The 11596-nt window shown below is 41.0% G+C and carries 11 protein-coding genes and 1 tRNA gene; 2 read left to right on the forward strand and 10 right to left on the reverse strand.

All coding sequences use genetic code 11. From position 1 onward, the window contains the following. Positions 1-223 precede the first annotated feature (223 nt). The gene (locus AAV90_RS09490; protein ID WP_046498246.1) at positions 224-2668 is read right to left on the reverse strand and encodes an S-layer homology domain-containing protein; all 2445 of its coding nucleotides are present in this window, start codon (positions 2666-2668) and stop codon (positions 224-226) included. A 312-nt stretch (positions 2669-2980) separates the two neighbouring features. Between AAV90_RS09490 and AAV90_RS09495 the strand changes: the two genes are divergently transcribed. Together AAV90_RS09495 and AAV90_RS09500 are read left to right on the forward strand one after the other, a co-directional pair. Beyond that, positions 2981-3832 carry a L,D-transpeptidase family protein gene (locus tag AAV90_RS09495; protein ID WP_052729710.1) on the forward strand — a complete coding sequence of 284 codons (852 nt, stop codon included), beginning with the start codon at positions 2981-2983 and terminating at the stop codon, positions 3830-3832. 96 nt (positions 3833-3928) lie between these two features. Beyond that, positions 3929-4005: transfer RNA gene (locus tag AAV90_RS09500), tRNA-Pro, on the forward strand. Positions 4006-4552: 547 nt separating this feature from the next. Here the strand turns inward: AAV90_RS09500 and AAV90_RS09505 are convergent. The 9 genes from AAV90_RS09505 to AAV90_RS15425 form a co-directional block, all read right to left on the reverse strand. After that, positions 4553-5026 (reverse strand): pyridoxamine 5'-phosphate oxidase family protein, encoded by a 474-nt coding sequence (locus tag AAV90_RS09505; RefSeq protein ID WP_046498251.1) that lies wholly within the window; start codon positions 5024-5026, stop codon positions 4553-4555. Positions 5027-5128: 102 nt separating this feature from the next. Then, on the reverse strand, positions 5129-6538 hold the full coding sequence (gene pdxR, locus AAV90_RS09510) for a MocR-like pyridoxine biosynthesis transcription factor PdxR (protein ID WP_046498253.1): 1410 nt from the start codon (positions 6536-6538) through the stop codon (positions 5129-5131). A gap of 203 nt (positions 6539-6741) precedes the next feature. Further along, positions 6742-6876 (reverse strand): ATP-binding protein, encoded by a 135-nt coding sequence (locus tag AAV90_RS15420; RefSeq protein ID WP_242847526.1) that lies wholly within the window; start codon positions 6874-6876, stop codon positions 6742-6744. A gap of 73 nt (positions 6877-6949) precedes the next feature. Beyond that, positions 6950-7612 carry an ABC transporter ATP-binding protein gene (locus tag AAV90_RS09515; protein ID WP_046498255.1) on the reverse strand — a complete coding sequence of 221 codons (663 nt, stop codon included), beginning with the start codon at positions 7610-7612 and terminating at the stop codon, positions 6950-6952. 2 nt (positions 7613-7614) lie between these two features. Beyond that, complete coding sequence (locus AAV90_RS09520; protein ID WP_046498257.1) at positions 7615-8898, reverse strand: hypothetical protein; 1284 nt, start codon at positions 8896-8898, stop codon at positions 7615-7617. Then, entirely contained in the window at positions 8876-9832 is a 957-nt protein-coding gene (locus AAV90_RS09525) for an ABC transporter permease (RefSeq protein WP_207642056.1), read from the reverse strand. The genes AAV90_RS09520 and AAV90_RS09525 overlap by 23 nt, the downstream gene beginning before the upstream one ends. A 146-nt stretch (positions 9833-9978) precedes the next feature. Next, positions 9979-10404, reverse strand: a complete 426-nt coding sequence (locus AAV90_RS09530; protein ID WP_046498262.1) for a hypothetical protein — start codon at positions 10402-10404, stop codon at positions 9979-9981. Positions 10405-10824: 420 nt separating this feature from the next. Beyond that, positions 10825-11241, reverse strand: coding sequence for a hypothetical protein (locus AAV90_RS09535; RefSeq protein ID WP_242847527.1), 417 nt, complete (start codon positions 11239-11241; stop codon positions 10825-10827). A gap of 115 nt (positions 11242-11356) precedes the next feature. Beyond that, the coding region (locus AAV90_RS15425; protein ID WP_242847528.1) for a DUF4367 domain-containing protein at positions 11357-11596 on the reverse strand (240 nt) is incomplete at its 5' end.

Below are 11596 nucleotides of genomic sequence, written 5' to 3' on the forward strand. Positions count from 1 at the left end.
AGGATATAGATTGCTAAAGCAGGCAGGGTATTCTTTTCTCCAGTCAGGTGAAAAATGGAGAGGAGGAGGCTAACCTCCTCCTCTCACACCACCGTACCACCTTTCAGCATACGGCGGTTTATATGGATTACGAAATCTATATGCGTTTCAAATAGGCTGCCAGCCCTTGGCTGCAGCCAGCCAACGAGTCAACTTACCCTGTTTGCTTGGGAAAGATTTGACATTATCCTCGTATCATGAGTAATTTGTAAGTAACGGTGGCGGCTTCCGCCCGGGTTGCATTCCCCTGGGGTTTAAAATCGCCTTCCGGATATCCGCCTATAATACCTAAGGATACAATTTTATTTACAGAGTCGACGGCCCAAGGGCTGATCAGACTGCTGTCCTTAAAGGACACGCCCGGATTAGTTTCCGGAAGAACAAAGTCGGTGCTTTTGGTGAAATTATCCAACATGGTCGCCATCTGCTCTCTAGTAATCTTTTCGTTGGGAGCAAACGTAGTCTCGTCCAAGCCTTTTACAATTCCTTTCTCAAAGCCCCAGTTGACATAGTTATAATACCACTCCGTAGCGGGAACATCCGCAAAGCCGGCAGGCGTAGCTTGGGTAACGTCTAAGTCATGGATAGTCTTGGCGAGCATAGTAAGGAATTGGGCGCGGGTCAGAGAATCATCCGGCAAATAGAAATTATTCCCCATTCCGGTTACCACTCCTCTGGCCGCCAGCTTGCCGATATAATCTCTAGCCCAATGGGTGGCCGTATCCGCAAAATTAATGCTGGCTGCGCCGACCTGAACAGGTATGGTCTGTTTTACCCCGTTATATTCCACATATATATTGCCGGATATTCCGGATTGATTCGTTGCTTGAAAGTACCCGTTCCCATCAATCGTACCGACGACAGGATCGCAGGTCCAGGTAAACAGGCTGTCCTTGCTGGCGATCGGAGCAAACCCGAATTTCGCCGTTACATTGATATCAAAGGTTTTTCCCGGATCAATCGTAATGTTTTGCACATTCGTAGTGAAGGTAATATTGTTTTGAATATCGACCTTCGCCGTTGTACGAAGATCCCCGCTTGCCGCTTCAATCACAGCCGTGCCGATGGTATTTCCGGCTGTAAAGAGGCCGTTTCCGTCCACGGAGCTGCCTGAATTGGAATCAACACGGTATTCTACTCCATTTGGTAGTGGTACCGGCTCATATTTACCGTTGGATGCGTAGGTTGTCAACTTAATATCCGCCCCCGGCATGGCAAGGGGCTGACTGGGATACGTATGTAAATGCTTGGCATCGGAATCCCCGCGCTGATCATAGACCAGCAGCAGACCATTAGTCGTTTTTCTTTGGCTTTTGCCAGAAGGTGAATTCTTGGCAACCGCCTTGGAATTAATTCCCCCTTCTCGCACGGCCATGACCGAAGATCCGCCCCCGTCCATATTCACAACGGTGCTGCAGCCCAGCGCGACCAAGTGTCTGGCAACATCCGTCAGTCCTAGACCTGCTGAGAAGCCAGGCTGTCTGCCATCAAGCACATACAACATGAGGGTGCCGTCCGGTTTAATACCGATGACAGTTCTGGGATTTAAGTTCGTTCCGCCGGATTTAAATTGGCCTTTATCATAAAGCACGTAGTATACGCCGATCGCTTCCTTGCTGTTGGTCAAGTTTCCGCCCCAATCATATACGGAAATTTCAACCGTACTGCCAGGAATCAACTGAGCCAGCTGAACGGCATAAGCCGAATCCCCCGCCGTTGAAAGTACCAACTGATTGTCGCCGATGGGTGTATTGCAATTACCGTTTCTGACTTCGGCAACGGTCGCCGTTATCGTACCTCCCACCGTTAGTTCCGCATTTTCCGGAGAACCCGCATCCAAAATTACCTCCACAGTTTTTCCCGCTGTCTTGGTCGAGGAGGCATATTGGCGGTTATACAGGTGCAAAGCCTTCGCCGCACCGTGGGGAACGTTGAAAAAACCGATATCTGCATTATAGGGCGTAGGTACGTAAACCGTCTGCTGTGCAACAACCGGCTCTGTTGGCTCTATTGAATCTACCGGTTGGGTCTCATCTGCCGACTGGAGCGATTCTTCCGACTGGGTAGCATCTGTCGGTTGAATTCCATCTGTCGGCTGAACCGGTTCTGAAACCGGTGTTGTAACAACCGTAGGAACGTTAATCGTCCCCTTCAATGTATAGCCCAGGCTTACCTTTTCTAAAGAAGCGGCGCCGCTTTCGTTGAAGGATATAACATATTCCGGAGCATATCCAGAGGTTTTTATCTTGCCATTGTGAATCGTCAGCCCCTTGGGCGTTCCGGAAGCAGTGTCGTAAATATCCCCGTTAATGCCCGCAACGACCTTGTAGCCTTGGCTCTCCAGGGAACTGATCATGGTATCCATCGTATAGGTTCCGGTAACTTCACCTTCAAATACATAAGGCTTTAAATCCGTGCCCTGGGTATCCGCGTTGACAAAATACGCCCTTTCAATTCCGTTGGCACTGTGCCCCGCCAGTTGTTCGTGATAACTGGCATTGTCATAAATTTCCGATTGAGTCTCATAATAGACATTCCCTATGCCTTGCTGAAATGTAAATCCGGTTAAAAAAATCCCTGACAACATGGTTATTGCCAAAACTACTGCTGTTAATCTTCTACGGTTCATAATAGTATTGCCTCCATAAGTTTCATGCATTTTTAGTGTCCTGGTATTTTTCCCATTCTATCACCGCCATTCCAAGCTTTTCAAGCTGCAATTCCTCTTGTCAAAAGACAGCAGACTGCTCCTGCCCGTATTTTGCGCCTATCGCTGGCTCTATTGCTCAATTTGGGCTGTGAAAAAAAATTAATCACGGATAGAAGCAAAGCCGCGCACTCCCATTCTTTTGACACGCCCAGGCATGGCATAAAAATTTGTAACCTTATCGCCCGCTGTCAATAAAATAAACTAAAGGAACTGTTAGAGAGGTTGATAAAAATGATATATGCCAGCCGGTTCATCAGGCTGAATCCGACCCCTATGAAAGGACCGGATGTCTTGCTGATTCAAACCATATTAGCTGATCTGGGATTTCAAACGGGAGAATTAGATGGGATCTACGGTGAAAAAACACTGCAAGCGATAAAGAAATTTCAACAATGGCGCAATTTGAAAATAGACGGCATCGTCGGTCCCCAAACCTGGCAGCATTTATTGCAGGAAGACAATGTTTTGCAAAAACAGCCTCATAAAATGGCGGCGAAAGCTCTGCCCGTCATTAATGTGCATGTCGATACCAGAATCCTTACCCTGGTATCCAATCAAAACATTAAGACCTACCCGGTTGCCGTCGGCAAGCCTTCCACCCCTACCCCTCCCGGTAATTGGACTATAGTTCAAAAGACGGTAGACCCCGGAGGGCCATTTGGGGCTCGCTGGATGCGGCTTAGTATTCCCTTTGGCGGGTACGGCATCCACGGAACCAATAACCCCTCCTCGATTGGCAAGGCTGTCAGCCACGGCTGCATCAGAATGTATAACAACGATGTAATTGAGCTCTATGATCTGGTACCGATTGGCACACCCGTTAATATTACCGGTGTAGTTCGCAGGATTCGCAGACTAAAGATGGGCTCCAAAGGAAACGATGTATCAGAGGTACAGGAATTATTACGCGATCTGGGTTACTATAACGCAAGTATTGACGGCATTTTCGGTAAAGTTACCCGTCGGGCAGTCATAAGATTTCAAAAAGATCAGGGCCTAAAACCAGATGGTATAGTTGGCAAAATTACATTAAAAGCCTTACAAATCGATCACGATTTAGCCCTCGGGGACATCCAGCCCTGATACCGGTAGCAACTTCAAGAAAAAACCGCATTTTTCCCTATCTTAGCGGATATCTAAATTGACGTTCTTATGTGAAAATGTTATTATTTATGAGTTCGGGGCGTGGCGCAGTTTGGTAGCGCGTCTGATTTGGGATCAGAAGGCCGCAGGTTCAAATCCTGTCGCCCCGACCAGTAAGGTAAACAGTGGGACGTTCTTTAAAAATTCTGAGGGACGTTCTTTTTGTTTGGTCAATTGACCAAACAAAAAGAACGTCCCTCAGTTTGCCATATGTGTGAGTGTGTGAGACCTACTTCAGTAGCATTCATTTATTCATTTTCTTTTTCGTTTTTGTGTATTGTTGTATCATCGTTAGCATCCTTTCTTATCTACCTCCTTTTGTCTCTTCAACAAAAAGGGTAGTATATTTTCGGGGTGCTGGCGATGATTTTTACCATTTTACTGCTGTATTTTTAACTTGCCGTTTGCTGTATTTTTATTTTGCCATAAACACCTACTGACTTAAATCTTCAATTTTCCAGCTATCATTGTTATTACTTTGTTCCATAGCAAACCCTCCCCATACAATTTTAATTGCTGCAATAAATAATAGATAGGAATTTGCTTTTTTCCCCCTCTCAGTATATAACTGGGTAATATTGTAATGCTATCATTATTGGTACAATATTACCTACGATATTATCATTTGCATAAAATAAACCGCCGTCCCCTTGGCTGTTTCTATGAATAGTATTTTCCGGTCAAATCTGTCACATCAATTCTTATTACCGCGGTACCATTAGTTATATTGTTTGGAATCTCCTGGTCTGCTAAATGCGGTGTGTATTTTTCCACTATTTTTTTCAGCACATTCCTTTTTTCCTCGATATCATCCACGAGTTTTGCAGTACCGGAAATAATCACACTTTCGTATTTTGTATTTGTATCACATGGTCTTCCTTTCGGATCCAGCAGCAGTTTATCCATTTCATAAACAGACAAGCAAACTGAGGAGCTTCGGACGATATTGTCGAGCTTTTGGCCCCTTGGCAACCCATGGAAAAATATTGCACCACCGTAATAAACAAAATGGATCGGGGTACTATACGGTGTACCATCGGGATTTAGTGTTGCCAGACTGCCGACTGGTGCTCGCTGAAGCAAATGGTTTATCTGTTGTTCGGTTAGAGGGTGTGTTTTCATGCGATGTTGCATTATGTAGCCTCCTTATTATTCTGTGCATTTTTCCCTTACTATATATCAAAACCGGCACCTTGGTAAGGGCCGGTTTTGATAATTTTATAGGATACAGTTGGATTAACGGAACCAGGCTTGAGATAAAACCTCCACAGCTTTGGGGATGTCTGCCTCTGTCATCATTCCATACCCCAAGACAACGGCATTATTCCTATAATTCTGTTTGTTCAGCCAGAAAGGGGATACAGAACCTACCCTAATTCTGTATTCAAGTGCTTTGCGGACTAGTTCGTCCTCCCGCTGTCCATCCAAAAACTCCAAATAAATATGCAATCCAGCTTGGTGACCGAAGATTCGCACCTTGTTTCCCATGTTTTTCTTAATGGCATCAATCAAAATATCATGCTTCTTTTTTTGGGATAGACAAATCTTCCGTACGTGCTTTTCCCAATGTCCATCCGCCATAAACCGAGCCAGAATTTTCTGTTCTATCAACGGCACGGTACATTGGTATCCAGCAAACCTCTTTTGATATGTCGGCAGTAACCAAGTCGGCAATATCATATATGCCATCCGCAGGCCGGGGGAAAGTGCTTTGGAAAATGTACCGACATAGATTACGCGCTCATATTGATCAATGGACTGAAGAGATGGAATTGGCCTTCCGTTATACCGAAATTCGCTGTCATAGTCATCCTCGATAATAATGTTGTCATGTTTCTGCGCCCAGTTTAGTATTTCAATCCGCCTCTGAATCGGCATAACGGAGCCTTTTGGAAACTGGTGGGATGGCGCAATGTGAACCATTTTTGCGGATGATGCGGCAAGTTCATTTAGTTCTATCCCATCCTCACCAACTGGTATCGCGGAAATATCAAATCCATTGCTTTGGAAAATGACACTAGCACCATTATAGCAGGGATCCTCCATAGCTACTTTTTTCCCTATGTAAGGGAATATTTTTATTACAATTTCGAGAGCGGATTGGGTGCCGCTGCAAATTATTATCTGTTCCGGTTTGCAATTGACTCCCCGGGTTTTATATAAATAATCCATGAGTTGGATCCGCAAATCCAGGTCTCCCTTTACATCGCCTTCGCTGTGGGCCTCTTGCGCCTCCGCTCCATCTAATACCTCAGTCAGATACTTCCTCCAGAGTTTATGGGGAAAACTCGCAGCATCGAGATTGCCGTACTGAAAATTATAACGGATATCTTCAATCTCACAGTTGGCAGCAACAACGACCTCTTCACTCGTTGTTGATCTCTCCATCGCTTTTTGATTAAGATAAAATTGCAAATCGTTGACCACATAACCAGAGCCTGCCACGCTTGTAATGTACCCCTCCAGTACTAATTGCGCGTAGGCATTTTCGACAGTATTCCGTCCAATCTGCAATTCTCTTGCCAATGCCCTCGTGGATGTTATACGTGTACCAACCGGTAATTTCCCCATAAGAATATCATGTTTAATTTGTTCATAAATCTGCTGGTAGATTGGTTGTCGGTTTTCATGACGAATGTGCAGCATTCAAACTTCCCCCATTAACCGATTTCTGCCGCAATTATATCATGTAAGTGTCTAACTGTATCCCATAGATGCCATATGGCATCGTCGCTTAGCTTCTAAGCTCCAACATGGCCTCTCGATCACACCTGTACCAGCTGCATATTCCGGTGCGGCGGAGCCGCAGTTCCGGGGAGTGGTGAGCCACCATTCCGGTTTAAAAGCCATTAATCTTGTTTGGTTCCCTTGATACCGTACAATTGACGCGTCGAATCATCGTCATCCGGATCGGAATGGATCTCAATGATGTATGAATCATGAACAATACGATCCAGAATCGCATCGGCAATAAAACATCTCATTCTTGAGCCTCCCAAAGAAGCCCTCACACGCGAAATTGTCCGGCGAACAGCCTTTTTTGGACAATGATCCCTTTTAATGCTTAGTTATTCTGCCATTATTTAACTCAACTACTCTATGACATGTGTTAGCTATCTCATAATCATGAGTTACTATTATGGTGGTACTATTACGATGAATATCCTTAAAAATACTCATTACATTTCTTTTATTTTGACTATCTAATGAACCGGTAGGTTCATCCGCTAATATTAAGCGAGGTTTATTAATTATAGCTCTTGCTATTGCTATGCGCTGACACTCCCCCCCCGAAAGCTGGGTAGGATAATTGTATAATTGGTCTTTTATATTTAGATAGTATGCAATATCCATAACACGCTTTTCTATCTGAGCTTTATTCATCGAACGATATTTCAAAGGGAGTGCAATATTATCGTAAGCTGTCATATCGTCTATAAGAGCATGATCTTGAACTATAAAGCCGATATTATTTCTTCTAAAATGAGCTAATCTATGGGCCTTAAATTCAATCAATTTATTATCAAAATAGTAATGGCCACTATTGGGCCTATCGATGCCGCCTAATATGTTTAATAAGGTAGATTTTCCTGCTCCGCTCGAACCAACGATTGCTACCATCTCCCCTTCGCTTACACATAAATCTATTCCTTCTAAAGCATTTTTTTTATTTCTCCTGAAGTTATAATATGTTTTTGTTATTTTATCTAGCTTTATCAAGTTTAGCGCCTCCTTAATGCGGTACCCAGTTGGTAATTGTTAATCAGCAGGTTAAGGATTAGAATTACACTTATAAGGCTTAAAAGCAAAACAGTCAAACATATGGTCGTATTCCTATAAGATATGGAAAACAAATCTTTACCGATTAGCAGCATGGATATAAATAAGCTGGCTAAATAACAGAATATAACGTGTAAAAATAATCGAGCTTTTATTCTATTTAAAGAAGCGCCGCAGATCAAATTAACACTTATTTTTTGGGCATCACGATGAAACTTTTGCATTAAGACAAATATGAAAATAATAATAACAATCATCAATAACAAGATACTTATTGCCTCAATAACCTTCTTGGTGAGCAAGGCTGTAACTCCTTGATTTACCATATTGACATCCTTTTTGTCATTTCTTACCGTATACTGTAAATTAACACTTTTAGCAATATTATTAACAAGGGTAAAATAGTCCCGGCCCTCGTCGACTATATAACCCGAATTTTTTTGGTCATAAAGTATTATTTGGAAAAATTCTTCTTCCGGACTGTTGGGATTATATTCGCAACTTAATGAAGGCATAATAATATACTTGTCCAAATAAAGTATACTTCCATTCATGGGAATAGAAGCCGTTATATCAAAAAACCCAATTATTTGCAAATCTATGGTTTTAAAAAGGTAATTTACCTGCAATCGATCACCTAGATCATAAATTGTAGAATAATTACTGCCGAGAATGCACGGGATGCTCTTCTTTTTATCGGGGCGATAATTATAATCATCAGCAATGAAATTTTTACCAATAGCCAGATTATCTTTTAAAAAATAATCATAGGCCGTGCTGTCAACCTGAACTGCATATAACGGGGTTATATAAATTTGACCGGAGGGGGTTTTAATCAATTGATTTTTCATAGATGGATCCATGTCATAGGCGACTACAAAGATATCCTTTCCATCATAACGCCCCTGATGCTCAACTTGCTGTTCAAATACTTCCATATAATTCAAGCCATCTGTGGTATGCAGGTCTTGATTAAAATTCTTAAGCCGGCTTAAAAAGCCTTTTTGTTTCAAAGCCTGGGTAAAGCCACTTCCTTTGGTATCATAGGTATCGAATATTCTTAGGTATTTATTTTCTACATAGGTGTGATAGTATTTTTGAGATTTTTCTTCAATCGTATCATTCATTAAAAAAGTTTTTAAAATCAGCGTTATCGCCAGAGTAAAGAGTGCAATGATAACAATTGTACTTGCAGCTAGTTTTTTATCTTTTAGAGAAAAGGACATTTTGATCTCCCCTAATCTTATAGAATTTACCTAAAGAGTAAACAAATAATACGAAATTAATGATTGCTAAATATAAAAATAACTGAACAGATAAAGTTAACCAAGACAACCTGGTACCAAATAAAGATAAGATAAGCCCTTCCAACAAAATAATGAGAATAATAATAAAATTCTTGAAAAAATACTTTTCTGTTATCATTTTTAATATATTTCCGATGCTAAAGCCTAGGAGAATTTCGATATTTGTTTCTCGTTTTAGTGACACCAAGGCAAATGAACAATAGAGAATAATAGATAAAATAATTGTTAAAATAATTATTTTATTGATATACTTGTATTGGTCGGAAAGGACAATAATTCTTTCTAATGGATTACTATTAGGCTCTGTTACATAAATGTTAAAATAATCATCAATCATTTCTAGTACAGAATTGATCTTGACAGTTGATGGCCCGTCCAAATAGAAATATCTGTATGGAGGCAAGCTATTTAATGAAGTTAAGTTTAAAAATATTACGTTATCCAAAGCTGCATTGTTATCATAAGTGGTAACCCCAATTACCTGGAATTTATCCTCAAACAATTCGATAGAATGATTATCCACATATTGTGAAGAAGCTATGTTTTTGCCGATAACGGCGGCAGTGGTTTGATTGGCAAAATCAGCTTCGCTAAATAATCTTCCTTCGATAATATTGGGGTCAAACAAACGATCTCTGCCAACTATTCCAATAACCTTGCCACCATCTATTTTACAAACATCACAATATAATAATGTCTTATCCATAAGCTGATAGAGCTTAACAATATCATCATGGTCCAGATCCTGGCGAATGATAAATTTGACTGTCTTATTACTTCTATAATAATTACTGATTTGAGATTGTTCTTCAATTATTGTCCAAGCTAGAATATTGACAAGAATTAAATTCATAAAGATAAACATCAATACATACAATCCCAAACGATATAGTCTACTCAAAATACTCCATCCCATCTATATTCAAGGGAACTTGCAGCAGGTACTGGCTTTGATCCAAACCAGTACCTACCGCCGCACTCCCTAGAAATCATTTGCGGTTAATTAACACCGTACCAAACTCTTACTACAGAATGTTTATAAGTATCTTCGGTATTATTCCATACTTTTCCTGTACCCCATGCTTTGCCAGATTCTACGCCTACTTCGCCATCATTCATGTAATATGTTACTTTTGTATAATGTCTAATATCATCTCCTGATATTTTATCAACTAACCTTGTCCATCCCCATGCGTACCATAAACCACTTTGCCTTTGCGTATCTCCCTTATCTGCATAGACATTATAAGTTGCAAATGGCATAATAACTGTGCCGTCAGCAGCAGATTCTGTGAATTTCACTTCGCATTCACTATACGGATTTAACTGTGTCAATGCTTCTTCAGAAGCCAAAGCTGGTATTGTTACAGTCATAATTAACATAGCAACCAAAGCAAAAACAATTGAATACTTGCTTTTTTTCATTATATTAATCTTCTTCTTCCATAAACTAACAATTGGTCAAAAAATATGTTACTGGGGTTAGCTTGTTCACAAGACACCTCCTTCGATATGGTCTCCTACACAATCCCCCCAATAGATTAAAAAAAACAACCTATCATTTGTGTTGGGATCGGGCTTCAAACGGGGAATTCGTAAGGAGAATCTGTTTGAAGGTCTAATTATTTAAATTAACTTTAAATCAACTGGTTTAGCAGCAATTTAATCTAGCCACAGAACTCTCGTAAGATATTTAATCACCTGATGTTGTAATTAGTTTTAATATAAGATTTAGATCATAAATGGTTGTCAAACACGATAATTACATTCCCCCCTTAAATATCATCTTGGATGTTACCATTCTCATAGGCACCACCTCCCTATTTAAACATTCCCTGCCACCATTCAATAAGTTGCCGTGTCAGAATAAGCTGATTTACTTTCCAGCAGATTGCCCGCAGCATTATACACCTTAGCGGTAGCACATACCCGGTAGGTGTCATGGACAACGTAATAAGCTTCTTCTATACCAGCAACGGATTGTCCGGTCGATGATGCAGACCAAGACTTAATTGTGCTCCAGCCATTGCCGGTGGATTTTTCTAGTTTAACTGTCAATCTGGTGGTATGCGAACGATCATAAGCTGAAGCATGTCCTATAGAGGTAACTTTGCCCGATGAGTTGATCGACAGGCCCGCATTTAACAAAGAAATGTATGTAAATTGAGGTGTTATTACGTTTTGTTGCCTTGTGTTTTCAGCACCTTCTGTAGCCAGTGCTGGAACGGAACAGAATACGGTCATCAGGATAAGAATTCCCATACAGATAATTTTTCTCATATAAAAAAACCTCCTTAAAATGTCTTTCATAAATAAAAGACAACTAAGAAGGCTTCCTGCAACAAGTTTTTTCTACTTTTTTCAAATATTTCTTTAATTAATCTATATATCTTACTCCTTCGGCTATTTTTACTGCCGTGTCTTTTTCCATCTGTCCCCGAATGATGCACATATGGTCATGCATGGGCCATATGATTGTAAGCATAGCATTTTTGATAATAAGCTTTCCTTCATGTCCGTTGATATTGACCGTCTCAATGGAGGAAGCGTTTTGCGTATCCAACTGAGACTGGCTGTCTTCGTTTAATTCCATGTAAGTAATAAGTAAACCCTGCTT

It is taken from the genome of Syntrophomonas zehnderi OL-4, assembly GCF_000983115.1.
Classification (GTDB): Bacteria; Bacillota; Syntrophomonadia; order Syntrophomonadales; family Syntrophomonadaceae; genus Syntrophomonas_B; species Syntrophomonas_B zehnderi.

Coding starts and splice junctions, on each gene's coding strand:
- AAV90_RS09490 (WP_046498246.1), bottom strand. CDS start 2,668: ATGAACCGTAGAAGATTAACAGCAGTAGTTTTGGCAATAACCATGTTG.
- AAV90_RS09495 (WP_052729710.1), top strand. CDS start 2,981: ATGATATATGCCAGCCGGTTCATCAGGCTGAATCCGACCCCTATGAAA.
- AAV90_RS09505 (WP_046498251.1), bottom strand. CDS start 5,026: ATGCAACATCGCATGAAAACACACCCTCTAACCGAACAACAGATAAAC.
- pdxR (WP_046498253.1), bottom strand. CDS start 6,538: ATGCTGCACATTCGTCATGAAAACCGACAACCAATCTACCAGCAGATT.
- AAV90_RS15420 (WP_242847526.1), bottom strand. CDS start 6,876: ATGAGATGTTTTATTGCCGATGCGATTCTGGATCGTATTGTTCATGAT.
- AAV90_RS09520 (WP_046498257.1), bottom strand. CDS start 8,898: ATGTCCTTTTCTCTAAAAGATAAAAAACTAGCTGCAAGTACAATTGTT.
- AAV90_RS09525 (WP_207642056.1), bottom strand. CDS start 9,832: ATGAATTTAATTCTTGTCAATATTCTAGCTTGGACAATAATTGAAGAA.
- AAV90_RS09530 (WP_046498262.1), bottom strand. CDS start 10,404: ATGAAAAAAAGCAAGTATTCAATTGTTTTTGCTTTGGTTGCTATGTTA.
- AAV90_RS09535 (WP_242847527.1), bottom strand. CDS start 11,241: ATGGGAATTCTTATCCTGATGACCGTATTCTGTTCCGTTCCAGCACTG.